The organism is Streptomyces sp. NPDC085932, from assembly GCF_044540525.1.
Lineage (GTDB): Bacteria > Actinomycetota > Actinomycetes > Streptomycetales > Streptomycetaceae > Streptomyces > Streptomyces levis.
The window spans coordinates 986,426-1,013,360 of the sequence record NZ_JBITSJ010000002.1 but is presented as its reverse complement, the minus strand read 5'-3'; the positions used below and the strand labels follow the sequence as shown (position 1 = coordinate 1,013,360).

Genomic DNA, 26,935 nt, shown 5'->3' with positions numbered 1-26,935 from the left:
CGGACCGTTGATCGGCAGGCCCCCGCCCCGGCGGGGGCCTGCTGCATGATGTGGCCATGCGCGCTGCCCGGCTGATCAAGATGGTGTTGCTGCTCCAGTCCCGGCCCTCCATGACGGCCGCCGAGCTCGCCCGGGAGCTGGAGGTGTCGGAGCGGACGGTGACACGGGACGCGCAGGCGCTGTCGGAGGCGGGTGTGCCGGTCTACGCCGACCGGGGCCGGGCGGGCGGCTACCGGCTGGTCGGCGGGTACCGGACCCGGCTGACCGGGCTGCACCGCGGCGAGGCGGAGGCGCTGTTCCTGTCCGGGGTGCCGGGGGCGCTGCGCGAGATGGGGCTGGAGGACGCGGCCTCGGCGGCCCGGCTGAAGGTGTCGGCGGCGCTGCTGCCGTCCCTCAGGGACGCCTCCCGGACCGCGGCGCAGCGCTTCCACCTGGATGCCCCGAACTGGTTCAAGGAGCCGAGGACGCCCGCGCTGCTGCCGGCGGTCGCGGACGCGGTGTGGGACGACCGGCGGATCAGCGCCCGCTACCGGCGCGGCGAGGAGGAGGTCTCGCGGGAGCTGGAGCCGTACGGGCTCGTGCTGAAGGCCGGTGTCTGGTACCTGTGCGCGCGGGTGGCAGGGGGCGCGTCCTTCCGGGTGTACCGGATCGACCGGTTCACGGCGGTGGAGCCGGGTGCGGAGCGCTTCGAGCGGGAGCCGGAGTTCGACCTGCCCGCGTTCTGGGAGGAGCGGGCGGAGCAGTTCGCGCGGTCCATCCTGCGGGCGCGGGTCCTGGTGCGCCTGTCCCCCGAGGGGGTGCGCAGACTGCCGTACGCGCTGGACTCGCTGTCGGCCCGGGAGGCCCTGGCGGAGGCGGAGGCGCCGGACGGCGAGGGGTGGGTGACGGTGGATCTGCCGGTGGAGTCCGAGGAGGTGGCCCACACCCAGCTGACGGCGCTGGGCCCGGAGGTGGAGGTGCTGGCGCCGGACGGCCTGCGGGAGCGGTTCGCGGCGGACGCGGCGCGGCTGGCCCGCCTCTACCGTCCCGAGGGCGGCGCATAACGATCCCGCGCACTCCGGGTGCGCCCCTGTGCCCCAGGGCCGATGCTTGACCCGTGATGGACGAGACGGAGTTCTGGGAGCTGGTGGACGACGCCCGCGAGGCCGCCGAGGGCGACCCCGAGGAGCAGGCGGACCTGCTCGTGGAGCGGCTCGCCCGGCTGGACCCGGACTCGGTCCTGGACTTCGCCCGGCACTTCGAGTCCCGCTACAACCGCGCCTACCGCTGGGACCTGTGGGGCGCCGCCTGGGTGCTGCTGGACGGGGCCAGCGACGACGCCTTCGACTTCTTCCGGTGCTGGCTGATCGGCCAGGGCCGGGAGGTCTTCGAGGGCGCCCTGCACGACCCGGACGCACTCGCCGACCTGCTCGGCGACTTCGACGAGGAGATCGACGGCGACGGCGAGGAGCTGGGCTACGCGGCCGACGAGGCCTACGAGCAGCTCACCGGCGTGGTCGCACCCGATCTGGAGATCCCGCCCGCCCCCGCGGAGCCGGAGGGCACCCCGCTGGACTTCGAGAACGAGCGCCTGCTCGCGGAGCGCTATCCCCGGCTGTGGGAGCGCTTCAGGGGCTGATCAGGCGCCCCGGTCGCGGCCGGTGCCGGACGGCACGTGCGCGTGCGTCCGCTCGGCCCGCACCGCGTGGCGCAGCGGGGCGGCGCGCCGGCCTGGTCGAGGGCGGACGCGGCGACCGCGTCGGCCCCGGACGACGGTCGCGACCGCGCCGAGCACCGCCTGGAGCTCCGGGCCCTCCGCCGGGTGCGCGCCCGCGCGTTCCGCGTACCGCCGCTGTTCATGGTCCCCACGTCCGGTCGGGTGCCTGGGGGGACGACGGTAAGGGGCCCGGATGTGACGACACCGCGCGTTCGCTGTGGCCCTCCTGTGCGGGTGCGGGGCGGCCCTGGAGCCGGGCCGCGAGCTGCCGGATCTCCGGCAGGCGGGCGTGCAGGGCGGCGCCCGGGCAGGAGGTCATGTAGCCGTCGTTGTGGCCGGCCACGGCGGGCAGCCGGGCGGTGGTGCCGGCCGCGTAGCGGCTCAGCCCGTTGCTGGAGACCAGACGGACGCCGGCCCGCGGGTCGGTGCCGGTCAGGCCCAGCTTCCAGGCGGAGAGCGCGGCGATGGCGTGGATCATGGCCCGGGGCACGGGCAGGCCCGCGGTGAAGGTGCCGAGGGCGGCGATGCCGGTGGTGCGGTGGTTGAAGCCCTGGGTGTGGGCGCCGGTGACGGCCCGCTCGACGCCCCCGGCGCGGCCCTCGTAGATGGTGCCGCAGCGGTCGACGACGAAGTTGTAGCCGATGTCGTCCCAGTCGCGGCTGCCGGTCTGGCCGGTGTAGAGGTCCCGGATGATGCGGGGCGCGTCGGCGCAGTCGTAGCCGTTGGGCGAGTCGGTGTGGTGGACGAAGACGGCGGCGACCCGGTCGTCGTAGCGGGGGCGGGGCTGGTCCCGGGCGGCGTCGCCCAGCCAGTGCGCGCGCGGCACGATGGGCGGCCGCGGGGCGGTGTACGGGGTGGCGGTGGAGCGGTCCGGGGCGGCGCGGGCGGAGGTCTCGGCGGCGTGCTCGACGCCGTGGGCGCACAGCACCAGCGCCACGACGGCGGCGACGCCCGGCACGCAGCCGAGCGCCACGCGGGCCGCGCGCGGCAGACCGGCTGTGCCGGGTGTCCCGGCGGCGCGGCGCCCCCGCGCGCCCCGCCGCCCTCGGTAGACACGCATGGTCCCACTGTCGGACGGATGCGGTCCGTCCGCGATGTGTGATGTGCCACCCGGTGGAACCATCGTCACGGTCCGCGACGTTTCTCCGGGTGCACGGGCGCGTGACCGGTTCCGGTCATCCGCGCGCGGGTGACTGATCACCGGGCCCTTCCCCCGCGTACTAGAGGGTTCCGAGAGAGAGGCGGCGTTGCGTGGACCTGCTCGACATCCTGCTGTTGCTGGTCGTCCTGGCCTACGCGGCGTCCGGGTACCGGCGCGGGCTGGTGGCCGGCTGTGTGTCGCTGGCGGGCTTCGTGGGCGGCGCGGCCGTCGGCGTGTGGATCCTGCCGTGGATCATGGACTCGGTGGAGCCGGGGACGACGCGGGCGACGGTGGCGGCGGTGTTCACGGTGCTGCTGCCGGCGGTGGTGGGCCACGAGCTCGCGGGACGGCTGGCGCTGCGGCTGCGGCGGGAGCTGGACCGGGGGCCGCTCAGGGTGGCGGACGGGATCGGCGGGGCCGTGGCCAACGCGGTCGCCGTGCTGATCGTGGCGTGGGTGGCCGCGAGCGTCCTGGGGGCCTCCTCGTCGCCGCTGGTCACCTCGGCCATCCGGGACTCGCGGCTGCTGGGCGCGGTGCAGCGGACGATGCCGGACACGACTCCGGCCTGGTTCTCGGAGGCCACCTCGGCCCTGACCCAGGCGGGCTTCCCTCAGGTCTTCAACCCGTTCGAGAACGAGTCGACGGCCGAGGTCGCCAAGCCCACCGGCGACAGTGTCACGGCGGCCGCCACCGAGGCCGCCAAGCAGAGCACGGTGAAGGTCGAGGGCGTCGCGGGCACCCAGGGCCGCGAGGGCAGCGGGTTCGTGTACGCGCGCGAGCACGTGATGACCAACGCGCACGTGGTGGCCGGCATCGACGAGCCGACCGTGCAGATCGGCGGGGTCGGGCGGACGTACGAGGCGCGGGTGGTGCTCTTCGACCCGCAGAAGGACGTGGCCGTGCTGTACGTGCCGGGTCTGAAGGCGCCCGTGCTCGCATTCGACGACGACGCCGAGCGCGGCGATTCGGCGGTCGTGGCGGGCTATCCGGAGGACGGCGACCTGAACCTCCAGGCGGCGACGGTGGCGAACCGAGTGCGGGCGACGGGCCAGAACATCTACAACGACGGGACGGCCGTGCGCGAGATCTACTCGATCCGCTCCACGGTCCGCCCCGGCAACTCCGGCGGCCCCCTGCTCACCACGGACGGCCGGGTGTTCGGCGTGGTCTTCGCCCGCTCCACCTCGGACGCCGAGACGGGCTACGTGCTGACGGCGGACGAGGTGGCCTCCGCCGCCGAGCGGGCGGCCGACGCGACGGCACCGGTGGACACGGGCGAGCCGACACAGTCCTAGGCCGCGGACACGGCCTGGGCGGTGTCCGCAGGGCGCCGGCGCCGGGCTCAGAGGAAGCGGCCCATGAACACGTCGTCGACGTAGGCGCCGTCGAGGAAGAACTCCTCGGGCAGGACGCCCTCCACGGCGAACCCCTCGGACGCGTAGAGCGCCCGGGCCGGGGCGTTGTGCGCCAGGACGCGCAGGGTGAGGCGCCGCGCCCCCTGCCGCCGGGCCTCCTCCCCCGCCGCCCGCAGCAGCGCCCGGGCGACGCCCTGCCCGCGCGCCTCCTGAGCGACGGCCAGTCCCCGGATCATCCGGACGTGGGCGTTGCAGGCGAGCGGGGTCGCCGTGCCCAGCCGCAGGTAGCCGGCGAGGGTTCCGCCGAGTTCGGCGACGAGGCACTCCGCCGCCGGGTCCCGTTCGCTGAAGAAGGGCCCGTACGGCGGCTCCGGGCGGGGCTGGACGGCGTGCAGCGGGGACCAGGTGGCGCGGTCGAGCCGCCCCAGGGCGTCGTCGTCCTCGGGGCGCGCGGGGCGTATGTGCGGAGATGGCATGGGGGCACGTTACGTCGGGCACACGCTTCGCCGGCGGGGGTTTTCCCCCGGGGGCGGGCAGGATTGAGCCATGCGACGCATCGCGGTGACCGGCGCCTCCGGTCTCATCGGCAGCGCCCTGGTGCGGTCCCTGACCGCGGACGGGCACGAGGTGGTGCGCCTCGTGCGCCGTACGCCCCGGACGGAGGACGAGGTCCGCTGGGACCCGGAGGGCGGGCGCGCGGACGCGGCCGGGCTCGCCGGCTGCCACGCGGTGGTGAATCTGGCGGGTGCCGGGGTCGGCAACCGCCGCTGGACCGACGCCTACAAGCGGCGCATCCGCGACAGCCGGGTGAACGGCACGGCGGCGCTCGCCCGGGCGGTCGCCTCCCTGGACGACGGGGACCGGCCACGCGTCTTCGTCAACGGCAGCGCCATCGGCTACTACGGCGAGACCGGCGACCGGGCGGTGGACGAGGAGGCGCCGCCCGGGGCGGGCTTCCTGCCCGAGCTGTGCGTGGAGTGGGAGGCGGCGGCGGCACCCGCCCGTCAGGCCGGTGTCCGCACGGTGTTCACCCGGACCGGCCTGGTCGTCTCCCGGCACGGCGGGGCGTGGGGGCGGCTGTTCCCGCTCTTCCGGGCGGGGCTGGGCGGGCGGATGGGGGACGGACGGCAGTACTGGTCGTTCGTCGCGCTGCACGACGAGGTCGCCGCGATCCGGCATCTCCTCGACACCGACGGGCTGTCGGGGCCGTTCAACCTCACCGCGCCGAACCCGCTGACGAACGGTGAGATCACGGCGGCGATGGGGCGGGTGCTGCGCCGGCCGACGCTGTTCGCGGTGCCCGCGCCCGTGCTGCGGTCCGTGCTCGGCGAGATGGCCGGGGACGTCCTGGGCAGCGCCCGGGTCCTGCCGACGCGGCTGCTGGAGTCGGGTTTCCGGTTCGCGTTCCCGGACATCGAGGGGGCGATCCGGGCGGCTCTGTGACCCCTGCGACCACTTCACGCCCACCCGGCCTCCGTATGCGACCGCTGTGCGACCGTGCCCTGCCGATGCGCGACTCCCCCTGACCGATCACGGACCTACCCTCGACCAGAACTCGCGTATCCCTGCGGCCTGTTGAGGGCATGACGTCTCCAGCGCCCGCGCAACCTCGAGGAGGGGCACGTGCTTGAGCCCGCGTACCAGGCGGACGTGGTCGTCGTGGGGGCCGGGGTCGCCGGACTCTCGGCCGCGCACCGGCTGACCAGCGCAGGAGTGACGACCATGGTCCTGGAGGCCGCCCACGGTGTCGGCGGCCGCATGGCGACGGAGAAGATCGACGGCTTCCGGCTCGACCGGGTCGGCCAGCTGCTGTCCACCGCGTATCCGGAACTACGACTGACACCCGGTCTCGGGGGGCTGGCCCTGCGGCCCTTCGCGCCCGGTGTGCTGCTGCACGGCGACGGCCGCCACCATCGCGCGGGCGTCCAGCCCGGCGCAGGGGGCGCACGGGGCGCACTGCACGCGGTGCGCGCGCTGGCGAGCGCGCCCCGGTCGCCGTCCGCGCCGAGGCTCCCCAGGGCGCCCAGGAGGCCGGCGGCCGTGCCCGGCCGGCAGGTCTCCGTGCCGCGGAGCCGGTCCGGCGCCCCGCTCGGCACGCCCGTGGACCAGGCGCGGCTGGGTGCCGCGCTGACCCGGCTGGCGGGCACCCCGGCGGAACGGCTGCTGGCCCGGCCGGAGTTGCCCGCCGGTGAGGCGCTGGCGGCCCGCGGGCTGCCCGCCCGTACCATCGACGGCTTCCTGCGCCCGCTGCTCGCCGCCCTGTTGTGCGACCCGGGCCTGACGACGTCCAGCCGGTGCGCGGACCTCGCGCTGCGCGCCTTCGCGAGCGGCCGGCTGTGCGTGCCGGAGGGCGGCGCGGATGCCCTGCCCGAGCATCTGGCCCGGATGCTCCCGGCGGGCACGGTCCACACGGGCGTACGGGTCACCTCCGTGTCGACGACCTCGGTGACCACCGCGGAACACGGCGAGATCCGGTGCCGCGCGGTGCTGGTGGCGACGAACGCGCGGGCCGCGGCCGAGCTCCTGCCCGGGTTGCGGGTGCCGGATTTCCACCCGGTGACGGTCGTGCACCACACGACCGACGAGCCGCCGGGGACGGGAGCGTCGCTGCTGCTCGACGCGGACCTGGGCGGACCGGTCGCGCACACGGCGGTGGTCAGCCGGGTCGACCCGACCCGGGCCCCGGCGGGGCGGACGCTGGTGTCGTCGACCGTGCTGGGACGGCCGCCGGGGGACGTCGACACGGCCGTGCGGATGCATCTCGCACGGCTGTACGGGGTGTCGACCGCGCGGTGGGAGACGCTGGCCGTGCACCACACGCCGGAGGCCGTGCCCGCGATGCGGCCGCCGCACGATCTGCGGCGGCCGGTGCGGTTGCTCGCGGGTCTGTACGTCTGCGGGGACCACCGCGACACCAGTACGGTGCAGGGTGCTCTGCACTCGGGGCATCGGGCGTCGGCGGCGATCCTGGCGGACCTGGGGGCGGGGCGGTCGATGCACGTCGCCGATCCGCTGCCGACCGTGCCGAGGGCTGCGTAGGGGCTTCCTCGGCCGCGGGTGCACGGGGGCTGGTCCCGCCCACGCGGCGGAGCCGCACATCGACCCAGCCCCGTGCCCCGGAGGTCCCTACCCCAGCGCCGCCACCTTGTCGCGGTAGCTGCGCACCGGCGCCGCGTCCTTGTAGGGCTCCAGCCTGCGCTCGAAGTCCCTGACGTACTCCACCGCCCGCACCGAGCGCATCTCGGCCGCCTGGCCCGCCGCCTCCGCCGCCAGCTGGCAGGCCTGGTCGAGTTCGCCCAGGCCCAGCCGGGCGGTGGCGAGGACGACCCGGCAGAACAGGCGGCTGCGGGCGTAGGACGGGGCCCTGAGCTGGAGTGAGCGTTCGGCGTGCTGGGCGGCGGCACGGAACTGCTGCAGGTCGCGGTGGCAGTGGCCGAACTCGTCGGCGAGCTGGGCCTCGTCGAAGAACCTCGCCCAGTGCGGCACCTCGTCCCCGGGCCGGGCCGTCTCCAGGGCGCGCTCGGCGCGGACCAGGGCCGCGGTGCAGGCCCGGACCTCGCCGAGCACGCCGTGCCCGCGCGCCTCGGAGGCGTGCAGCAGGGCCTGGACGACGGGCGGGCCCGAGGTGCCGACGCCCTGCTGGGCCACCCGGGCCAGCTGCACGGCCTCCCGCCCGTGCCCGAGGTAGACGGCCTGCCGGCTCATCGTGACCAGCACGTACGCCCCGAAGGCCCGGTCGCCCGCCGCCTGGGCCAGCCGCAGCGCCTGCACGAAGTAGCGCTGGGCGAGCCCGTGCGCGGCGATGTCGTACGAGGTCCAGCCGGCGAGCCGGGTCAGGTCGGCGGCGGCCGCGAACAGGCGGCGGCCGGTCTGCTCGCCGTAGGTGCCGCGGAGCATGGGCTCGCACTCGTGCTCCAGGTAGCGCACGAGGGCCTGGCGGGCGTGGCCGCCGCCGTAGGCGTCGTCGAGGGTGCGGAACAGCTCGCCGACCGAGCGCAGGGCGGCGATGTCCCCGGCGGTGACCTTCTGGCCGGGTCCGCGCTCGGCTCCGCCGCGCTGGCGGGGCAGGACCGGCACGCCCTGCTCGGCGGTGACCGGGAAGCGGGCGGCGGGGCGGCCCTGCGCCGGGATGCGGGCGGCGGGCTGCTCGCCCCGGGCCACCTTCTCGTCGGCCCGGCCGATCAGCCAGTCCCGGCTGGGCACGACGAGCCCGGCCGGGGTGAAGGCGATCTTGCGCAGCTCGGCGTGGCTGCCGGAGTCCTTGCGCCACAGCCCGCTGACGATGTCGACGGCCTCCTCGGGGGTCGCGGCGAACTCCAGGCCCGCGTAGACGGGGGCGCAGGCGTCCAGGCCGAGGTCCTGGGCGGTGAGGCGGCGGCCCAGGCGCCGGGTGAAGACCTCGGCGATCAGTGCGGGTGTGGTGCCGCGGGGCTGCTGGCCGCGCAGCCACCGGGTGACGGATGTCTTGTCGTATCTGAGGTCGAGCCCGTGTTCGAGACCGAGCTGGTCCACGCGACGGGCGAGTCCCGCGTTGGAGAACCCCGCTTCTGCGATGAGCGCGGCGAGCTGTCGGTTGGGGGTGCGCTGCGCGGGTCGTTCCGTCATCTGCGGTGCGGTCTCCTGCCTTCCGGCCTTCGTGATGTGCGCGGATTGCCTGTGAGCAGGCCTTATGCCTTGCTGGACGGCGCGAATGTAGCGGAGAGTAAGCACCCCATCACACATTTTCCCGGACATTCATCCGATCGTGTGAGGATTGACCCCGGGACTGACGCGCACGGGCCGGACGTACAGTGGCTTGGGCGCGATACGTGCCTTACACACCCGTTCGAGGGAGGCGCTTGCCGTGAGTGAGTTGCGGTTCGTCCGTATGGGTTTCGGTGACGAGGCCGTCGAGTACCAGGAGGCGTGGGACGAGCAGCGCCGGGTGCACGCGGCGCGCTTCGCCGACGAGGTCCCCGACACCGTACTGCTCCTGGAGCACCCCCCGGTCTACACGGCCGGCCGGCGCACGGCGGACGACGAGCGGCCCCTCGACGGCACCCCGGTCGTCGACGTCGACCGCGGCGGCAAGATCACCTGGCACGGCCCCGGCCAGCTCGTCGGCTATCCGATCCAGAAGCTTCCGCGCCCCGTGGACGTCGTGGCGCACGTCCGCCGCCTCGAGGAGGCCCTGATCCGCACCTGCGCCGACTTCGGCCTGGAGACGACCCGGGTCGAGGGCCGCAGCGGCGTGTGGGTGCTGGGCGACCCGGTGGAGCAGCGCCCGGCGCTCGGCGGCCTGTCGCTGGACTTCGACCCGCGGCTGCAGGACGAGGACTTCGACCCCCGGCTCAACGGCCCCGAGTACGCCCCGTCCAACGCGGGCCAGCGCCGGGAGGACCGCAAGATCGCGGCGATCGGCATCCGCGTGGCCAAGGGCGTCACCATGCACGGCTTCGCGCTCAACGTGAACCCCGACAACAAGTGGTTCGACCGGATCATCCCCTGCGGCATCCGCGACGCGGGCGTGGCCTCGCTGGCCGGCGAGCTCGGCCGGGACGTGACGATCGAGGAGGTCCTGCCGGTGGTGGAGCGGCACCTGCGCGAGGTCCTGGAGAACGCCGAGCTGCGGCCCCGGGAGATCGAGCGGACGCCGGCGGCATAAAAGCGCCCGTGGAGGGGCTGACACCACACACAGGCATTCAAATCGACGGGCGTACCCTTGAGGACGCCGAAGAATCAAACGCTAGGGAGCCGGTCGTGTCCGCAGTCGCACCCGACGGACGCAAGATGCTGCGCCTGGAGGTCCGCAACAGCCAGACCCCCATCGAGCGCAAGCCCGAGTGGATCAAGACCCGGGCGAAAATGGGCCCCGAGTACACGAAGATGCAGAACCTCGTGAAGAGCGAGGGGCTGCACACGGTCTGCCAGGAAGCCGGCTGCCCGAACATCTACGAGTGCTGGGAGGACCGCGAGGCGACCTTCCTCATCGGCGGCGACCAGTGCACCCGGCGCTGCGACTTCTGCCAGATCGACACCGGCAAGCCCGAGGCGCTCGACCGCGACGAGCCGCGCCGCGTGGGCGAGTCCGTGGTCACGATGGACCTGAACTACGCCACGATCACCGGCGTCGCCCGCGACGACCTGGAGGACGGCGGCGCCTGGCTGTACGCGGAGACGGTCCGCCAGATCCACCAGCAGACCGCGGGCCGCGAGGGCGGCCACACCAAGGTCGAGCTGCTGGCCCCCGACTTCAACGCGATCCCCGAGCAGCTCGAAGAGGTCTTCTCCTCCCGGCCCGAGGTCTTCGCGCACAACGTCGAGACGGTCCCCCGGATCTTCAAGCGCATCCGCCCCGGCTTCCGCTACGAGCGCTCCCTGAAGGTCATCACCGAGGCGCGCGACTACGGCCTGGTCACGAAGTCGAACCTGATCCTCGGCATGGGCGAGACCCGCGAGGAGGTCAGCGACGCGCTCAAGCAGCTGCACGACGCGGGCTGCGAGCTGGTCACCATCACGCAGTACCTGCGTCCCTCCGTGCGGCACCACCCGGTGGAGCGCTGGGTCAAGCCGCAGGAGTTCGTGGAGCTGCAGCAGGAGGCCGAGCAGATCGGCTTCTCCGGTGTGATGTCCGGCCCGCTGGTGCGCTCCTCGTACCGCGCCGGGCGGCTGTACCGGATGGCCATGGAGCAGCGGGACGCGCGCATCGCGGCCCAGGCCGTCTGACGAACCGTCACCACCCCTTCCCCGTCCGGCCGGGGACAAGCGTGTGAATTCGCGCACAAGACACTACCCGCGGGTAGCGACCGATATAACGCGGTCCCGACCGTCCTCGCAGATGAGGGCACCTGTCGGGACCGCGTCGGCGTTTCGCCGCTCCCCGCCGGGGCTTCATGGGTGTTTGACCGGTCGGTCACGCCCTGGTAACACCAAACAGTGACGCTGGACTCACAGCACGTACACCCTTACTGAGGGGGGACCTCACCCATGCAGGCCGCGCCTGTTCGCGCCACCGCGATCCCGTCCTTCACGACCGCTCTGCGCGCCGTGGAGTCGCTGCTGATGAGCGGCGGTCAGCGCACCGCCCGTCGCAACGCCTGGACCTCCGTGCTGGAGGACCGCCGTCGCGCCAAGGACCGGGTCGAGGCGCAGCGCGTCCTCGAGCAGTCCCTTTCCCGGTCCGTCTCCGTCCGTCCCTGAGTCCGGGCCCTCCCCCACGGGGCCCCGGCGGACACTGCCGTCGTCCGCGCTTGTGCGGCCACGTAGACTTCGTGGCATGGCGAGGAAGGAAACCGCAGCGGACGCTGCGAACACCGGGCGACTGAAGCAGATCGCCCTGACCTACAAGATGACCCGCAGGGCCGACAAGAAGATCGGTCTTGTACTCGCGGCTGTCGGAATCGTCACCTTCGGTGTCTTCCTCGCGATCGGTTTCTTGATCGGGCACCCCATCTATCTCGGCATCCTGGGCCTCCTGCTCGCCTTCCTCGCGACGGCGATCGTGTTCGGGCGCCGGGCCGAGCGGGCCGCGTTCGGGCAGATGGAGGGCCAGCCCGGCGCCGCGGCGGCGGTGCTCGACAACATCGGCCGGGGGTGGACGACGACCCCCGCGGTGGCGATGAACCGCAACCAGGACGTGGTGCACCGCGCGGTCGGCAAGGCGGGCATCGTGCTGGTCGCCGAGGGCAACCCGAACCGGGTGAAGACCCTGCTGGCCGCCGAGAAGCGGAAGATGAACCGCATCGTCGCGGACGTCCCCGTGCACGACCTGCTCGTGGGGACGGGCGAGGGCCAGGTCGAGCTGAAGAAGCTGCGCACGACCATGCTGAAGCTGCCGCGCGTGCTGACCGGCCCGCAGGTCACCGCCACCAACGACCGGCTGCGCGCCCTCGGCGACCTGATGAGCAACATGCCGCTGCCGAAGGGGCCGATGCCGAAGGGCATGCGCCTGCCCAAGGGCGGACCCAAGGCCCGCTGATCCCCCGCACACGCATGCCGAAGGGGCGCCCGGAGTGGTCCGGGCGCCCCTTCGGCGTCTGTGCGCGGTGGCGCGGCGCGCGTGACGTCCGCTAGATACGGACCTCGACCGTGCCCGCGAGGCGGTCGTGCAGGCCGCGGCCGTCGCGGTCCCAGATCAGGGCCGGGATCGCGAGGAAGAGCAGGACCGTGCGCAGAGCGGAGCGCCAGGGGCTGACGCGGCCGGTCTCCAGGGCGAGCACGCGCAGGCCGAAGAGGCGCTTGCCCGGCGTGAAGCCGACCGTACCGACCGTGAGCACCATCAGCGCGAACATGATGAGCGGCGCCCAGATCTGCGCCGCGTCGTTGTAGCTCTGGGTGATGAGGCCGTATGCGATCAGAAGGCTCAGGCCCCAGTCCACGGCGAGGGCGCCGAGACGGCGGCCCGGGCGGGCGATCGAACCGGGCCCCTCCTCGGGCAGACCGAGCTGCTCGCCCCGGTATCCGAAGTCGACACCGGCCTCTTCCGCGGCCGCGCGGGGCCCGGAGAGCCACGATCCGAGTGCTTGCCTGTTGTCCACCCGTCCACGGTACTGCGCCCCGGATCGACCAGGGCAGGGCGGGGTGCGTCGGGGCTACGGTGGAAGGAGGTCCGGTTAACTTGTGCGAAACAAATGAGTCACGCCCGAGAAATCACCCGTCCCTAGGGTCGAGGTCAGCGTGTGCCACCCGCACTGGCCGCACGATCGATCTACCACCCCGGCGGGACGGTCGGGAGTAGGAGGAGCTGGATGTTCCAGAACGCCGACGAGGCCAAGAAGTTCATCGCGGACGAGGACGTCAAGTTCATCGACGTCCGCTTCTGCGACCTCCCGGGCGTGATGCAGCACTTCACGGTGCCTGCGGAGGCGTTCGACGCCGACGAGGAGCTCGCCTTCGACGGCTCCTCGATCCGGGGTTTCCAGGCCATTCACGAGTCCGACATGGCGCTGCGCGCGGACCTGTCGACCGCCCGGGTCGACCCGTTCCGCCGTGACAAGACGCTGAACATCAACTTCTTCATCCACGACCCGATCACGGGCGAGCAGTACTCCCGCGACCCGCGCAACGTGGCGAAGAAGGCCGAGGCCTACCTCGCCTCCACCGGCATCGCCGACACGGCGTACTTCGGTCCCGAGGCCGAGTTCTACGTCTTCGACTCCGTCCGCTTCGCGACCAGCGCGAACGAGTCCTTCTACCACATCGACTCCGAGGCGGGCGCCTGGAACACCGGTGCGCTGGAGGACAACCGCGGCTACAAGGTCCGGTACAAGGGCGGCTACTTCCCCGTCCCGCCGGTCGACCACTTCGCCGACCTGCGCGCCGAGATCTCCCTGGAGCTGGAGCGGGCCGGCCTGAAGGTCGAGCGCCAGCACCACGAGGTGGGCACCGCCGGCCAGGCCGAGATCAACTACAAGTTCAACACGCTGCTCGCCGCCGCCGACGACCTCCAGCTCTTCAAGTACATCGTGAAGAACGTGGCGTGGAAGAACGGCAAGACCGCGACCTTCATGCCGAAGCCGATCTTCGGTGACAACGGCTCGGGCATGCACGTCCACCAGTCGCTGTGGACCGGCGGCCAGCCGCTGTTCTACGACGAGGCCGGTTACGCGGGCCTGTCGGATACCGCCCGCTACTACATCGGCGGCATCCTCAAGCACGCCCCGTCGCTGCTGGCCTTCACCAACCCGACGGTGAACTCCTACCACCGCCTGGTCCCCGGCTTCGAGGCCCCGGTCAACCTGGTGTACTCGCAGCGCAACCGCTCCGCGGCCATGCGCATCCCGATCACGGGCTCGAACCCGAAGGCCAAGCGCGTCGAGTTCCGCGCGCCGGACGCCTCCGGCAACCCGTACCTGGCCTTCTCGGCGCTGCTGCTCGCCGGCCTGGACGGCATCAAGAACAAGATCGAGCCGGCCGAGCCGATCGACAAGGACCTGTACGAGCTGGCTCCCGAGGAGCACGCGAACGTCGCCCAGGTCCCGACCTCCCTCGGCGCGGTCCTGGACCGCCTGGAGGCCGACCACGAGTTCCTGCTCCAGGGCGACGTGTTCACCCCGGACCTGATCGAGACGTGGATCGACTTCAAGCGCGCCAACGAGATCGCGCCGCTGCAGCTGCGTCCGCACCCGCACGAGTTCGAGCTGTACTTCGACGTGTGATCGACGCCTGATCGAAGCGGATCGACCGCCCGTGCCCCCGCTGTGCCTCGCGCAGCGGGGGCACGGGCGTCTGTTCTATTCTGGTGACAGGACCACACGGGGGTGGAGTGGTGATGCGCGAGCACGAACAGGACGGCCAGCAGCGCGAGTTCGATCTCCGATGGGCGGACGACGCCGAGCACAAGGAGCCCTCGGCGCGGGCCCGGATGCTCGCCGCGCGGTGGAAGCACGACCCGCCCGGGCCCGTGCCGTTCCGCCCCGACCCGGAGCACGGACGGCCGCGACGGCGGGCCTCACGATCGCCCTGGATCTCCACGGCCGTGGTCCTCGGCAGCGTGGCGGCCCTGATCGTCCTGCTCGGCTACATCAACTTCCGGCCCCCGTACTAGGCAGTCATGCCTGTTGACGTCCGGGCCTGTGAGCGACAGCGTGTACACGGGCAACGCGGGCGAGGACGCCGCCCTGGACCAGGGGTGGCTCCTCGGGCACTTCAAGGGACCGGGGGATCCGCGGCGCAGTGACGCCGTGGAGGTGAAATGGGGCGTGCATCCCCGCGGGGACGAGCGGGCCGAGTGGGTGCGGGGTGAGGAACGCACCGCGGTGCTCGTGCTGATCAGCGGGCGTTTCCGGGTCGAGCTGCCGGGGCGCAGCGTCGTGCTGGAGCGGCAGGGGGACTACGTCGTGTGGGGGCCAGGAATCGATCATTCCTGGTGCGCCGAGGAGCAGTCGGTGGTGCTCACCGTGCGGTGGCCTTCCGTGCCGGGGTACGCGGTGGCCGGCGGCGGCTGACGTCTCATGGGGCCTGGGGGCGACCGTGAGCCGTTCCAGGGTGGGGGCCGGTGCGCAGCGGTGCTGGGAGCCGGCCCGCCGTGACCGGCACCGCGCGATCGGCCCGTGTGGGAATCTGTCGCGTGAGTGAATGGGCCTATGAGTGAGCTGACTTCCGCCAGGCCGGCCACGTTCGCGCGCGCCGACTTCGTGCATGCCGTCGGTGGGGAGCGGCTCAGTGGGTGGTACGCCGGGGGCGGTGGCCCGGTACCGGGGACGGCCGTGGTGCTGCACGGCGCGGGCGACGGGAGCAAGGAGCTGGTGCTGCCGCTGCTGGAGGAGTTCGCCGCCCAGGGTTGCCGTGCCCTCGCCTTCGACTTCTCCGGGCACGGGCGGAGCACCGGCCGGCTGCGCGAGCTCAGCCTGCGCCGCCGGTTCGACCAGGCGGTCTCCGTCATCGACGCCCACGCGCACGGTCCGCTGGTCCTGGTCGGCTTCAGCATGAGCGGCCAGACGGTGGCCGACCTGGCGCGGCACTACGGGGACCGGGTGGCGGCCCTGGGGCTGTGCGCGCCGGCGGTGTACGCCGCCGAGGCGTGGGACGTGCCGTTCGGCGACGGGGACGGGAGGTTCAGCGAGCTCATCCGGCGCCCCGGCAGCTGGCGCGGATCGCCCGCGCTCGACGTGCTGCGGGATTACGAGGGGCGGGCCGTGCTCGCGGTGCCCGGCACGGACGAGGTCATCCCGCCCGGTGTGACGGAGGCCGTCTCGGCGGCGCTGGCCCGGCGCGCGCAGTTCACCCACTGGGAACTCCCCGATGCACGGCACCGGTTGAGCGGCTGGTTCCGCGACCACCCGGAGGACCGGCGGGAGTTCGTCACGTCCCTGCTGTCCGGGCTCGGTGAGCCAGGCTGGGCGGCGACGCGCGCGTGGGTGGCCGGGCACCTGCCCGAGGGCCGCCGGGTCGTGGAGTCCGCCTTCCTGACGGGAGGCTGGAGCGCCCAGCTGCGGCGGCTCACCCTCGACGACGGCACCGCCCTGGCGCTGCGGAGCTTCGTGGCGCCCTTCTTCCGGCGGCACGCGCCCGGGCTGCTGGCCCGTGAGGCGGAGGTGCTCACCCTGCTGGCCGCGCAGGAGGACGTGCCCGCGCCCCGGCTGATCGGCGTGGACGCGACCGCCGGGCACTGCGAGCATCCGTCCCTGCTGATGACCGTCGTGCCGGGGCGGGTCAGGGTGGACGTTGGGGAGGACCTCGGCCGGCAGGTGGAGTTGCTGGCGGCCCGACTGGCCGCGATCCACCGGATCGTCCCCGGGCACCGGCCGCGCACGTACCAGGCGTGGACCTCACCGGAGCGGGTGAACGCACCGGAGGGCGAGGTGTGGGAGCGGGCGGTGGACGTGATCCGCCGTGACCCTCCCCCGTACGAGGGCTGCTTTCTGCACCGGGACTTCCATCCCGGGAACGTGCTGTTCACGGGCTCGGGGGCGGGGCTGCGGATCGGTGGTGTCGTCGACTGGGTGGAGACCTCGTGGGGGCCCGCCGACCTGGACGTCGCCCACTGCTCCACGGCACTGGCGCTGCTGTTCGGGGCGGAGTACGGCCTCGGTTTCCCGGAGCGCTACCAGGAGCAGGGCGGCCGGCGCCTGGCCGACGGCCCGGACCATCTGTACTGGCGGCTGCTCGACGCGCTGGCCTACGCCCCGGACGCGGCGAAGCTGGCGGGTCCGTGGCGGGAGCTGGGTCGGACCGACCTGACACCGGAGGTCCTCCTGGAGCGGCTGGAGGCCTATGTGACCGGGCTGTTGCGGCGCTACGCCTGAGGGGCGGCGACGAGCCGGGCGTCCCCGTCTCTCTCCCCCCGGCGGGCCGAGCCGGTCCTCAGCCCTCCCGCCGGCCGGCCCGGCGGGTGCGTCAGCTCGCCGAGTTCACCGTGGGCTGCCGGACGTACACCCCCGCCCGCGCCGCGATCGCCGCGGCCTCCGCCGCGCGGTCGGCCAGGGCCTCGTCGAGCCGGCCGCCGCTGATGAGCAGGTGGTAGTAGAGCGGCGCGGAGACGGCGCGGATCACCTCGTGCGCGTCCGTGCCCTCGGGCGCCTCGCCCCGTTCGACGGCCTGCCGGACGCAGGGCGCCCACTCGCGGACCCGGATGTCGTAGAACCGGTGCAGGGCCGCTGCCGTCCTCGCGTCGCCGGTCGCTGCCGCGATCAGCGCCTTGAACAGCGCCCCCTGCCGGGGGTCCGTCAGGGTCCGGTGCACCAGCCGGGCGTTGGCCGTCAGGTCGCCGAGCAGGGAGCCGGTCTCGGTGCGCGGCGACGACTGCTCGGCCATGTCCGCCAGGAGGTCGGCCACCAGCCCGGTCACCGTGCCCCAGCGGCGGTAGACGGTCGTCTTGCCCACTCCGGCGCGGCGGGCGATGTCGGCCAGGTCCAGGCCGGTGAAGCCCTCCTCGGTCAGGGCGTCCTCGGCCGCCCGCAGCACCGCCTCGCGCACCCGCGCCGTACGCCCGCCGGGCCGCAGCGTCCCCGGCTCGCCTCCGTCAGCCATAACGGTACCCCTGTTCCATTAACCGCTCCGCCCTGCTACCTTAGTGGCTACTAACGGAACCAGAGACCCGTTAGCAGTGACCGAGGAGGTCCCTCATGGAATACAGGCGACTGGGCGCGTCCGGCATCATGGTCCCCGCGCTGAGCTTCGGCGCCGGCACCTTCGGCGGCCGGGGCCCACTGTTCGGGGCATGGGGCGCGACCGACGCGCGGGAGGCGCGCCGTCTGGTGGACATCTGCCTGGACGCCGGCCTCACGATGTTCGACACCGCCGACGTCTACTCCGCCGGCGCCTCCGAGGAGGTGCTCGGCCAGGCGATCAAGGGCCGCCGGGACCAGGTGATCGTCTCCACGAAGACCGGTCTGCCGATGGGCGACGGCCCGGGCGACGCGGGCTCCTCGCGCTCCCGGCTGATCACCGCCTGCGAGGACGCCCTGCGCCGTCTCGGCACCGACCGCATCGACCTGTTCCAGCTGCACGCCTTCGACGCCGGCACCCCGGTCGAGGAGGTGCTGGACACCCTGGACACGCTGGTCCGGGCGGGCAAGGTGCGCTACACCGGCGTCTCCAACTTCTCCGGCTGGCAGCTGATGAAGTCCCTCGCGGCGGCGGACCGGCTCGGCCACCCGCGCCCCGTCGCCCACCAGGTGTACTACTCCCTCGTCGGGCGCGACTACGAGTGGGAGCTCATGCCGCTCGCCCGGGACCAGGGCGTCGGCGCGCTCGTCTGGAGCCCGCTCGGCTGGGGCCGTCTCACCGGCCGCATCCGCCGCGGCACCCCGCTCCCGCCCGGCAGCCGTCTGCACACCACCGCCGACTACGGCCCGCCGGTCGACGACGACCACCTCCACGGCGTGGTCGACGTGCTGGACGAGATCGCGCGGGAGACGGGCCGGGCCGTCCCGCAGATCGCTCTCAACTGGCTGCTGCGCCGCCCCACCGTCTCGTCCGTCATCATCGGCGCCCGCGACGAGCGGCAACTGCGCCAGAACCTCGGCGCCGTCGGCTGGAGCCTCACCCCCGAGCAGGTGGCGCGACTCGACGCGGCGAGCCACCGCCCGGCGCCGTACCCCTACTTCCCCTACGAGCGCCAGGAGGGCTTCGCCCGGCTGAACCCGCCGCTGATCGCGGCACCGGAACGGGCGGCATGAACAAGCGCCGGGCACTCCGCGGAGCGGGGCACCCGGCGCTCGCGGACGGCCGGTCAGCGCGCGTAGCGCATGAACGCCCGCACCATGTGGCAGGTCGTGTCCGACGGCGGGTGGACACCGATCAGCTCCGCCGTGTCGCGGATCGTCTCGTTGCGGGCCTGGTTGGGCACGTAGACGCCGGAGTCGAGCAGGGCGATGGCCAGACGCATCGCCTTCAGGCGGCGGTTGTGCGTCACGTACCACTCGCGGGGCCGGCCCGGCGGCAGCGGCCGCTTCTCCACGGGCGCGTACGGCAGGTCGAGCAGGACGGGACGCTTCGCGGTGGACTGGGTGGGCAACGGCTTCGGCTTCAGGGCGGCAGCGGGCACAGGCATCCTCCTGTCGCGGTCGGGCGGTCCGCCGAAGACGTCGGCGTCTTCGGCGCCACCCTCGAACACTGCTTACAGTTTACCGCCGGGCACTGACAACGGGCAGTGCGCGAAGGCCGGTAAAAGCCCAGTTCAGTGCAGGGATTGGCGGTCCGTCACAGCCGTTCCGGAAGAGGCGGGTGAGTCGGCGGAAAATCGAACAGAGTCTGGAGCGCGTACGGTGAGCGGCATGGAGATCTGGATCAATCCGGCCTGCTCGAAGTGCCGCAGTGCCGTGCAGCTGCTCGACGCCGAGGGCGCCGACTACACCGTCCGCCGCTACCTGGAGGACGTGCCGAGCGCGGACGAGATCCGTGACGTCCTCACGCGCCTCGGTCTCGAACCCTGGGACATCACCCGGACGCAGGAGGCGGCCGCCAAGGAGCTCGGGCTCAAGCAGTGGCCGCGGGACGCCGGCGCCCGCGACCGGTGGATCGAGGCGCTCGCCGAGCACCCGAAGCTGATCCAGCGCCCCATCATCACCGCGGACGACGGCACGGCCGTGGTGGCCCGCACCGACGAGGCCGTGCGCGACGCACTGGGCCGTTGACGCCGCTCAACGGCCGTGTGGCGCAGCTCACTTGAATGACTCCCGCAACCGCTGAGTAACCCCGTTCGGTATCTCGTACATAGCGGCGTACGCTCCCCTACCTCTTCAGGAGGCGCGCATGTCGCGCAGGAGAACTCTCGGCACGAAGAAGAAGATCGCGCTCCTCGTGAGCGCGGCGACGGTGGCGGGAGGCGGGGCCTTCGTCATGGCGAGCACGTCGAACGCCGCGCAGACTCCCAAGTCGGCGTCGGAATCGACGGTCTGCCTGGGTCTCGCCACCGCCCTGGGCAACAACCAGAAGTTCATCGCGGACCAGCGGGCCGACCCGGACGCCCAGTCCGAGGCCAGGATCGCCAACCGTGAGGCGGTCGTCGCTGAGATCAAGCGCAAGCAGGAGGCGTCGGGCTGCGTGGTGGGGGAGTCGGCTCAGGACTCCCAGGCCACGCAGCCGGCGCAGCCCGCCCAGCCGTCGGCTCCGGCTGCGTCGGCCCCGGCCTCCCCGCCCGCCGCGTCCGCCCCGGCGGGCAATGCCGGCGGTGGCGGCGCGGCCGCCGGGCAGCAGGTGTGCAACGGCTCCACGGTCACGCTCTCCGGCGAGGGCGGTGCGCCCGCCGCGTCCAGCAACCAGTTCCCGGCCGGCACGAAGCTGAAGGTCACCAACCTGGACAACAACAAGTCCACGACCGTGGAGGTCACTTCGGTCTCCGGCAGCTGTGTGCTGCTGAACAACGCGGCCTTCGAACAGGTCCGTGAGCCCGGCAAGTTCCTGATCCGCCGGGCCGTGATCGAGAAGGTGGGGTGAGGCCGGACGGTCGATCGAGCCACTGAGGCGGCGGCCACCCCCTCGGCCGCCCCTCGTACGTGTCACCGGTCCTGCTGCTCCCGGCCAGGAGCAGTGGGACCGGCGCGTCAGGGCCACGCGGCGGCGGTCACCGGCTGGACGGAGGGGAGCCGGTGACCCGCGCCCGCCGCGGGGGACGACGTCCTCACAGCGTGCGGTGGGGCACGGCGCCACCAGGTAACACGGGGTTCACATCCGAGCAATGGCCGGGAAATCGCCCGTTGCGAGGCTGCCGGGCAGCACCGCGCGGCGTTTCAGTGCCGCAGCGCCGCAGCACCCGCGATACGCGCCCAGACACACCCCCGAAGGATGTGGCCCGTGACCTTCAAGGCTGAGTACATCTGGATCGACGGCACCGAGCCGACGGCCAAACTGCGGTCGAAGACCAAGATCATCACGGGTTCGCCCGCCGGTCTCGACGCGCTGCCGATCTGGGGTTTCGACGGGTCCTCCACCAACCAGGCCGAGGGCCACGCCTCGGACTGCGTGCTCAAGCCGGTCTTCACCTGCCCGGACCCGATCCGCGGCGGCGACGACGTACTGGTCCTGTGCGAGGTGCTGAACATCGACCTCACCCCGCACCCCACCAACACCCGTGCGGCGCTGGCCGAGGTGGCGGAGAAGTTCGCGGCGCAGGAGCCGATCTTCGGCATCGAGCAGGAGTACACGTTCTTCAAGGACGGCTACCCGCTCGGCTTCCCCAAGGGCGGCTTCCCGGCCCCGCAGGGCGGCTACTACTGCGGCGTCGGCGCCGACGAGATCTTCGGCCGTGACGTCGTCGAGGCCCACCTCGACAACTGCCTGAAGGCCGGCCTCGGCCTGTCCGGCATCAACGCCGAGGTCATGCCCGGCCAGTGGGAGTTCCAGGTCGGCCCGCTGTCCCCGCTGGAGGTCTCGGACCAGCTGTGGGTGGCCCGCTGGCTGCTCTACCGCACCGCCGAGGACTTCGACATCGCCGCCACCCTGGACCCGAAGCCGGTCAAGGGCGACTGGAACGGCGCCGGCGCGCACACCAACTTCTCCACCAAGGCGATGCGCGAGGGCTACGACGCGATCATCACCGCGTGCGAGGCGCTCGGCGAGGGCTCCAAGCCGCTCGACCACGTCAAGCACTACGGGGCCGGCATCGACGACCGCCTGACCGGCCTGCACGAGACCGCCCCGTGGGACAAGTTCTCCTACGGCGTCTCCGACCGCGGCGCGTCGGTCCGCATCCCGTGGCAGGTCGAGAAGGACGGCAAGGGCTACATCGAGGACCGCCGTCCCAACGCCAACGTCGACCCGTACGTGGTGACCCGCCTGCTCGTCGACACCTGCTGCACGGCGCTGGAGAAGGCCGGCCAGGTCTGATCCGCCCGCACGGCTCCACGAGGGGGCGCCCGCCGTTCACGGTGGGCGCCCCTCGCGTTGTCGGTGGGGCGTGCCATCGTGGGGGCATGGAGATCGACGGGGGCCTGCCCATCACGGTGCGGACGGAGAGCGGGCGGACGGACGCGCGGGTGCCGGAGCGGGAGCTGCGGGACCGGGTGGAGCGGATCGGCGGGGACGGCGACCGCTTCCTCGTCGTGCAGCGGATACCGGACCGGCCGAGGGTCTTCGTCCAGACGGCGCGCGAGCAGGACGGGACGTACGACCTGCAGCACCGCACCGGATCCGTCTCCCCCATGTGGGTGACCCGGGTGAGCGACCCGGAGCTCGTCGCCGAGGTGTTGGTGCGCTGGGCCCGGCAGGAGGACGGCTGGGACACCGGAATCGCCTGGGAGCGCGAGGAGTTCCCCGAGCCCGAGCGGGCCCCCGCGCTCGCCCCCGAGGTCGCCGCACGGGCCGCGGAGTACGTCCGCGCGATGCTCCGGGACGGCTTCCTGGGCATCGAGGCGCTGATCCGCGAGACGGTGTACCTGATGGAGGACGGCGCGGACGGGCCGCCGCCGTCCGCCGCGCAGGCCCGCGAGCTCGTCGAGCGGCTCTGGCTGGAGCGGCTCGACGAACAGGACACGTGGACCGGGCCGACCGATCCGGACCGCCTGGAGCGCGCCTTCGCGGCCCTGGACGAGGCCGGCGTCGTCGCCCGCGCGCACTTCACCTGCTGCCACGGGTGCGGCATGGCCGAGATCGGCGCGGAAGCGGACGGCCGGGACGGGGTGCGCGGGTTCGTCTTCTTCCACCGGCAGAGCACGCGCGGCGCGGCGGAGGGCCGCGGCCTGTCCGTCCACTACGGCGGCTTCGACGGCTCCGAGGAGACCACGCGGGCGGTCGGGCACGAGGTCGTGGCCGCGCTGACCGCCGCCGGACTGTCCACCCAGTGGGACGGTGATCCGGGCACGGCGATCACGGTCACTCCCCTGACCTGGCGCAAACGGCTGGTGGGGTGACGCGGTCGACAGCGGCTCGGTGTCCAAGCTGTGAGAGAAGGGTCCCGGCGATCGACCCCCGTCTGCTTCAATGGCCTCATGGCCAGCTACCAGAAGAACACCGCGACGGGTCGCCATGACCTCGAGCCCTTCTGGCCTTCCCGTCAGCACCACGACTTCGACCGGGTGTGTTGCCGCGCGACGAACGCGCCGGCCCTCTAAAGCCGTACACCCCGGCCTTCGGCCGGCGCGAACCGCGTACGTCCTCGGCGGGCCCGACCACGAACTCGCGGCCGTCGATCTCCCGACGAACCCTTCGCGCGAAAGAGCTGACCTCTCATGGCGACCACTCGTTCCCTGTCCACCGCCACCCTCGACTCCCCCGCCCCGCACGGCCCCCGGCACCGGCTGCGCGCCGTCGACCGGGACGAGGTGGTGACGGTCGCGGATCTGCTGCCGCCCGGTGCCACCTGGCTGCCGGCTCCCCCGCACACCCTGCCGACGCTGCCCGGGCAGCCGCCGATGATCGGTTACCTGGTGCTCGTCCCCGCCGACCAGCAGCCCCCGTTCCCGGTGGCGGTGCCCGACCGACCGGCGGCGACGGCCGGGGCCGAGCCGGGCGGCGAGGCGCTGATCCGGGTCGACACCGTGCAGCGCACCGCCACGGTGGCCGGACGGCCGCTCGACCTCACGTACCTGGAATTCGAGCTCCTGGCCCACCTGGTGGCCCACCCGGGCCGGGTGCACACCCGTGACCAGCTGGTCGGCACGGTGTGGGGCTACGGCCACGTGGGCGACGGCCGCACGGTCGACGTCCACGTCGCCCGGCTGCGCCGCAAGCTGGGCGCGGAGCACCGCGACACCATCCGTACGGTGCGCCGCGTCGGCTACAAGTACGTGCCGCCGACGGAGGGGTGATCCGGCCTCTGCCGACAGCAGATCCCCGTTCCATGGCGCCCCCGCGCCGGGCAGAGTCCTCGGCATGAGACTTCTGGTGCTGGGTGGTACGGAGTTCGCGGGGCGGGCCGTCGTGGACGCGGCGCTCGCGCGGGGCTGGGAGGTGACCGTCTTCCACCGGGGACGGCACGAGGCCCCGCCGGGCGTGCGGTCGCTGCACGGTGACCGCACCGCGCCCGGCGGGCTCGCGGCCCTGGCCGGGGACTCGGGCTCGTGGGACGTCGTCGTCGACACCTGGTCGGCGGCGCCCCGGGCCGTACGGGACGCGGCGCGGCTGCTGCGGGACCGCGCCGGCCGGTACGTGTACGTGTCGAGCTGCTCGGTGTACGCCTGGGCCCCGCCCGCCGGCTACGGCGAGGACGCGCCGGTGGTCGAGGGCGCGTCGGGCGACGCCGGGCAGACCGACTACGCCCACGACAAACGGGGCGGCGAACTGGCCGCCCTGGACGCCTTCGGCCCGGACCGCTCGGTGCTGGTACGGGCCGGGCTGATCCTCGGCCCGTACGAGAACGTCGGCCGCCTGCCGTGGTGGCTGGCCCGGACGGCCCGCGGCGGCCCGGTCCTGGCGCCCGGGCCGCGGGAGCTGCCCCTGCAGTACGTCGACGTCCGCGATCTGGCCGAGTGGATCCTCGGCGCGGCGGAGCAGGGCCTGAGCGGGCCGTACAACCTGATCGGTCCGCGGGGGCACGCCACGATGGGGACGCTGCTCGACGCGTGCGCGCGGGTCACCGGCGGTGCGGCCGAGCTCCGGTGGACCGAGCCCGGGGTGATCCTGGAGGCGGGCATCGAGCCGTGGGTCCAGCTGCCGGTGTGGGTGCCGCCGGGCAGCGACCTGCACGACGCCCTGCACGGCGCCGACGTCTCCCGGGCCCTGGCGGCCGGGCTGCGCTGCCGGCCCGTCGAGGAGACCGTGGCCGACACCTGGAGCTGGCTGTGCGCCCTCGGCGGGGTCGCGCCGCAGCGGCCGGACCGGACGCTGAAGGGACTGGACCCGGAGCTGGAGGCGAAGGTGCTCGCGGCCGGCGCCGGCACCTGAGACGCCGGCCGAAGCCGGGGGGTGTACCTGGCACCACCCCCCGGCCGGGTGCCCGGCCCCGTGACCCCGCTCCCCCGCTCGACGAGACTGAACGCCATGACCATCGACACGAACGACGGCGGCGTGCGGACGACGGGGCGGAACATCGGGCTCGCCGCGGCGCGGGGGCTGGCGCTGGCCCTGATCTCCCTGCCGGGGGCGGTGCTGTGCTTCTGCCTGACCGCGGTCTCGATCGGGCTCATCCCGATCGGGGTGGGGATCGTCACGACGCCGTACGTGCTGACCGGGGTGCGGGCGTTCGCGAACTGGCGCCGGGTGCTCGCGGCCGAGTGGGGCGGGGTGCGGATCCCCCCGGCGTACCGGCCGCTGCCGAAGGACGCCAACCCGTGGGCGCGCACCTTCGGGATGCTGGGCGACCCGGCGACGTGGCGGGACCTGAGGTGGCTGCCGATCGACATGACCGCGGGGTTCACCACCGCGCTGCTGTCCGCCGCCCTGCTGATCTGGCCGCTGGAGGGGTTCGCGCTCGCCCTCGGGCTGTGGCGGGTCTTCCCCGACGGGTACTGGTACGGCTTCGTGCCGGTGACGGGCCAGGCGTCGGCCCTCGGGGCCGCCGCGCTCGCCCTGGTCATCCTGTTCTTCGCGCACTTCTTCACCCCGCGCCTGCTGAACGCCCACTTCCGGCTCACCCGGGCGATGCTCGGTGCCGACCAGGAGCAGCTGGCCGAGCGGGTGCGGGTGCTGACCGAGACCAGGCGGGACGCGGTCGACGCCTCCGCGGCCGAACTGCGGCGCATCGAGCGGGACCTGCACGACGGTGCGCAGGCCCGGCTGGTCGCCGTCGGCATGGACCTCGGCACCATCGAGGCGCTCCTCGACAAGGACCCGGCCCAGGCCAAGGAGCTGATCGCGCAGGCCCGGAAGTCCTCGGTGGAGGCCCTGACCGAGCTGCGCGAGCTGGTGCGCGGCATCCACCCGCCGGTGCTCGCCGAGCGCGGACTCGGCGACGCCGTACGGGCCCTGGCCCTGCGGCTGCCGGTGGCCACCGAGGTGAGCGTGGACCTGCCCGGGCGGGCGGAGGCGCCCGTGGAGTCGGCCGCGTACTTCGCCGTCAGCGAGGTGCTCACCAACGCGGTGAAGCACTCCGGCGCGGACCGGATCTGGGTCGACCTGCACCAGGCGGACGGCATGCTGCGGGCGACCGTGACGGACAACGGCCGGGGCGGCGCGGTGATCGAGCCCGGTTCGGGGCTGGCCGGGGTCGAGCGGCGACTGGGTACATTCGACGGCGTCCTGGCCGTCAGCAGCCCCGCGGGCGGCCCCACCATGGTCACCATGGAGATCCCTTGCGCGTAGTCCTCGCCGAAGACCTGTTCCTGCTGCGCGACGGTCTCGTCCGGCTGCTGCGGGCGCACGGCTTCGAGATCGCGGCGGCCGTCGAGTCCGGGCCCGAACTGGCCGCCGCACTGGCGGAGCTGGACCCGGACGTCGCCGTGGTCGACGTGCGTCTGCCGCCCACGCACACCGACGAGGGCCTGCAGTGCGCCCTCGACGCCCGCCGGAAGCGGCCCGGGCTGCCCGTGCTGGTCCTCTCCCAGCACGTGGAGCAGCTGTACGCGCGTGAGCTGCTCGCCGACGGCAGCGGCGCCGTGGGCTATCTGCTGAAGGACCGGGTCTTCGACGCCGAGCAGTTCGTGGACGCGGTACGGCGTGTGGCGGCCGGAGGGACGGCGATGGATCCGCAGGTCATCCAGCAGCTGCTGGCCCGGCAGTCGGGCGGCGACCGGCCGCTGGCCCGGCTGACGCCCCGGGAGCTGGAGGTGCTGGAGCTGATGGCGCAGGGCCGGTCCAACGCGGCGATCGCCGGGAAGCTGGTCGTGACGGAACGGGCGATCGCCAAGCACACCGCGAACATCTTCGCCAAACTGGGCCTTGAGGTCTCGGACGACGACAACCGGCGCGTGCTGGCGGTTCTCGCGTATCTCGACCACGGCCGGTGAA

28 protein-coding genes are annotated in these 26,935 nt (G+C 73.3%); 22 read left to right on the top strand and 6 right to left on the bottom strand.

The genetic code is table 11. The features are described 5' to 3' along the window. Window positions 1–56 precede the first annotated feature (56 nt). Window positions 57–1,043 carry a WYL domain-containing protein gene (locus tag ACIGAQ_RS13740; RefSeq protein ID WP_362273914.1) on the top strand — a complete coding sequence of 329 codons (987 nt, stop codon included), beginning with the start codon at window positions 57–59 and terminating at the stop codon, window positions 1,041–1,043. A 56-nt stretch (window positions 1,044–1,099) separates the two neighbouring features. Beyond that, the gene (locus ACIGAQ_RS13735; protein WP_311687486.1) at window positions 1,100–1,618 is read left to right on the top strand and encodes a DUF4240 domain-containing protein; all 519 of its coding nucleotides are present in this window, start codon (window positions 1,100–1,102) and stop codon (window positions 1,616–1,618) included. Window positions 1,619–1,835: 217 nt separating this feature from the next. Here ACIGAQ_RS13735 and ACIGAQ_RS13730 read toward each other — a convergent pair whose 3' ends face one another. Next, window positions 1,836–2,669, bottom strand: coding sequence for a peptidoglycan recognition protein (locus ACIGAQ_RS13730; RefSeq protein WP_399783175.1), 834 nt, complete (start codon window positions 2,667–2,669; stop codon window positions 1,836–1,838). A gap of 278 nt (window positions 2,670–2,947) precedes the next feature. Between ACIGAQ_RS13730 and ACIGAQ_RS13725 the strand changes: the two genes are divergently transcribed. Next, window positions 2,948–4,132: a MarP family serine protease gene (locus ACIGAQ_RS13725; RefSeq protein WP_399782333.1), complete on the top strand. Its 1,185-nt coding sequence runs from the start codon at window positions 2,948–2,950 to the stop codon at window positions 4,130–4,132. A gap of 47 nt (window positions 4,133–4,179) precedes the next feature. Here ACIGAQ_RS13725 and ACIGAQ_RS13720 read toward each other — a convergent pair whose 3' ends face one another. Next, complete coding sequence (locus tag ACIGAQ_RS13720; protein ID WP_311687285.1) at window positions 4,180–4,668, bottom strand: GNAT family N-acetyltransferase; 489 nt, start codon at window positions 4,666–4,668, stop codon at window positions 4,180–4,182. Between the two features lie 70 nt (window positions 4,669–4,738). On the opposite strand from ACIGAQ_RS13720, the gene ACIGAQ_RS13715 reads away from it, so the two are divergent. Together ACIGAQ_RS13715 and ACIGAQ_RS13710 are read left to right on the top strand one after the other, a co-directional pair. Further along, entirely contained in the window at window positions 4,739–5,635 is an 897-nt protein-coding gene (locus tag ACIGAQ_RS13715) for a TIGR01777 family oxidoreductase (RefSeq protein WP_399782330.1), read from the top strand. Between the two features lie 180 nt (window positions 5,636–5,815). Continuing rightward, window positions 5,816–7,231 (top strand): NAD(P)/FAD-dependent oxidoreductase, encoded by a 1,416-nt coding sequence (locus ACIGAQ_RS13710; RefSeq protein ID WP_399782327.1) that lies wholly within the window; start codon window positions 5,816–5,818, stop codon window positions 7,229–7,231. Window positions 7,232–7,318: 87 nt separating this feature from the next. Here ACIGAQ_RS13710 and ACIGAQ_RS13705 read toward each other — a convergent pair whose 3' ends face one another. Next, a complete protein-coding gene (locus ACIGAQ_RS13705; RefSeq protein WP_311687291.1) occupies window positions 7,319–8,797 on the bottom strand; it encodes a regulator in 1,479 nt (492 codons plus the stop codon). A 238-nt stretch (window positions 8,798–9,035) separates the two neighbouring features. Here ACIGAQ_RS13705 and lipB point away from each other — a divergent pair, with 238 nt between their 5' ends. From lipB to ACIGAQ_RS13685, 4 genes are all read left to right on the top strand, one after another. Next, complete coding sequence (gene lipB / locus ACIGAQ_RS13700; protein ID WP_399782324.1) at window positions 9,036–9,836, top strand: lipoyl(octanoyl) transferase LipB; 801 nt, start codon at window positions 9,036–9,038, stop codon at window positions 9,834–9,836. 95 nt (window positions 9,837–9,931) lie between these two features. Then, a complete protein-coding gene (gene lipA, locus ACIGAQ_RS13695) occupies window positions 9,932–10,897 on the top strand; it encodes a lipoyl synthase (protein WP_094056592.1) in 966 nt (321 codons plus the stop codon). Between the two features lie 261 nt (window positions 10,898–11,158). Further along, entirely contained in the window at window positions 11,159–11,371 is a 213-nt protein-coding gene (locus ACIGAQ_RS13690) for a hypothetical protein (RefSeq protein ID WP_094056591.1), read from the top strand. 76 nt (window positions 11,372–11,447) lie between these two features. Further along, window positions 11,448–12,149, top strand: coding sequence for a DUF4191 domain-containing protein (locus ACIGAQ_RS13685; protein ID WP_311687296.1), 702 nt, complete (start codon window positions 11,448–11,450; stop codon window positions 12,147–12,149). A 91-nt stretch (window positions 12,150–12,240) separates the two neighbouring features. Here the strand turns inward: ACIGAQ_RS13685 and ACIGAQ_RS13680 are convergent, their stop codons facing one another. After that, on the bottom strand, window positions 12,241–12,708 hold the full coding sequence (locus tag ACIGAQ_RS13680; protein WP_311687298.1) for an RDD family protein: 468 nt from the start codon (window positions 12,706–12,708) through the stop codon (window positions 12,241–12,243). A gap of 210 nt (window positions 12,709–12,918) precedes the next feature. Here ACIGAQ_RS13680 and glnA point away from each other — a divergent pair, with 210 nt between their 5' ends. The 4 genes from glnA (at window position 12,919) to ACIGAQ_RS13660 (ending at window position 16,917) form a co-directional block, all read left to right on the top strand. Then, a complete protein-coding gene (gene glnA, locus ACIGAQ_RS13675) occupies window positions 12,919–14,328 on the top strand; it encodes a type I glutamate--ammonia ligase (protein ID WP_311687300.1) in 1,410 nt (469 codons plus the stop codon). A 113-nt stretch (window positions 14,329–14,441) separates the two neighbouring features. After that, window positions 14,442–14,717 carry a hypothetical protein gene (locus ACIGAQ_RS13670; protein ID WP_399782318.1) on the top strand — a complete coding sequence of 92 codons (276 nt, stop codon included), beginning with the start codon at window positions 14,442–14,444 and terminating at the stop codon, window positions 14,715–14,717. A 28-nt stretch (window positions 14,718–14,745) separates the two neighbouring features. Beyond that, complete coding sequence (locus ACIGAQ_RS13665) at window positions 14,746–15,117, top strand: signal peptidase I (protein ID WP_399782315.1); 372 nt, start codon at window positions 14,746–14,748, stop codon at window positions 15,115–15,117. A gap of 138 nt (window positions 15,118–15,255) precedes the next feature. Next, window positions 15,256–16,917, top strand: coding sequence for an alpha/beta fold hydrolase (locus tag ACIGAQ_RS13660; RefSeq protein ID WP_399782313.1), 1,662 nt, complete (start codon window positions 15,256–15,258; stop codon window positions 16,915–16,917). Window positions 16,918–17,008: 91 nt separating this feature from the next. Here ACIGAQ_RS13660 and ACIGAQ_RS13655 read toward each other — a convergent pair whose 3' ends face one another. After that, the gene (locus tag ACIGAQ_RS13655) at window positions 17,009–17,641 is read right to left on the bottom strand and encodes a TetR/AcrR family transcriptional regulator (RefSeq protein ID WP_399782310.1); all 633 of its coding nucleotides are present in this window, start codon (window positions 17,639–17,641) and stop codon (window positions 17,009–17,011) included. Between the two features lie 95 nt (window positions 17,642–17,736). Here ACIGAQ_RS13655 and ACIGAQ_RS13650 point away from each other — a divergent pair, with 95 nt between their 5' ends. Next, window positions 17,737–18,792 (top strand): aldo/keto reductase, encoded by a 1,056-nt coding sequence (locus ACIGAQ_RS13650; RefSeq protein ID WP_399782307.1) that lies wholly within the window; start codon window positions 17,737–17,739, stop codon window positions 18,790–18,792. A gap of 53 nt (window positions 18,793–18,845) precedes the next feature. Here ACIGAQ_RS13650 and ACIGAQ_RS13645 read toward each other — a convergent pair whose 3' ends face one another. Further along, window positions 18,846–19,160, bottom strand: coding sequence for a hypothetical protein (locus tag ACIGAQ_RS13645; protein WP_311687312.1), 315 nt, complete (start codon window positions 19,158–19,160; stop codon window positions 18,846–18,848). A 229-nt stretch (window positions 19,161–19,389) separates the two neighbouring features. On the opposite strand from ACIGAQ_RS13645, the gene ACIGAQ_RS13640 reads away from it, so the two are divergent. From ACIGAQ_RS13640 to ACIGAQ_RS13605, 8 genes are all read left to right on the top strand, one after another. Beyond that, window positions 19,390–19,749, top strand: coding sequence for an arsenate reductase family protein (locus ACIGAQ_RS13640; RefSeq protein ID WP_399782304.1), 360 nt, complete (start codon window positions 19,390–19,392; stop codon window positions 19,747–19,749). A gap of 118 nt (window positions 19,750–19,867) precedes the next feature. Further along, the gene (locus ACIGAQ_RS13635) at window positions 19,868–20,551 is read left to right on the top strand and encodes a hypothetical protein (RefSeq protein ID WP_311687315.1); all 684 of its coding nucleotides are present in this window, start codon (window positions 19,868–19,870) and stop codon (window positions 20,549–20,551) included. A 357-nt stretch (window positions 20,552–20,908) separates the two neighbouring features. Continuing rightward, complete coding sequence (gene glnII / locus ACIGAQ_RS13630; protein WP_311687316.1) at window positions 20,909–21,940, top strand: glutamine synthetase; 1,032 nt, start codon at window positions 20,909–20,911, stop codon at window positions 21,938–21,940. Between the two features lie 86 nt (window positions 21,941–22,026). Next, window positions 22,027–22,962, top strand: a complete 936-nt coding sequence (locus ACIGAQ_RS13625) for a DUF6891 domain-containing protein (protein WP_399782299.1) — start codon at window positions 22,027–22,029, stop codon at window positions 22,960–22,962. Window positions 22,963–23,280: 318 nt separating this feature from the next. Beyond that, entirely contained in the window at window positions 23,281–23,859 is a 579-nt protein-coding gene (locus ACIGAQ_RS13620; protein ID WP_311687320.1) for a winged helix-turn-helix domain-containing protein, read from the top strand. Window positions 23,860–23,923: 64 nt separating this feature from the next. Beyond that, complete coding sequence (locus ACIGAQ_RS13615) at window positions 23,924–24,934, top strand: SDR family oxidoreductase (RefSeq protein WP_399782296.1); 1,011 nt, start codon at window positions 23,924–23,926, stop codon at window positions 24,932–24,934. Between the two features lie 96 nt (window positions 24,935–25,030). Beyond that, complete coding sequence (locus tag ACIGAQ_RS13610) at window positions 25,031–26,290, top strand: sensor histidine kinase (protein ID WP_399782293.1); 1,260 nt, start codon at window positions 25,031–25,033, stop codon at window positions 26,288–26,290. Next, window positions 26,281–26,934, top strand: coding sequence for a response regulator transcription factor (locus ACIGAQ_RS13605; protein WP_311687326.1), 654 nt, complete (start codon window positions 26,281–26,283; stop codon window positions 26,932–26,934). Before ACIGAQ_RS13610 ends, ACIGAQ_RS13605 begins: the two co-directional genes overlap by 10 nt. Window position 26,935 lies beyond the last annotated feature (1 nt).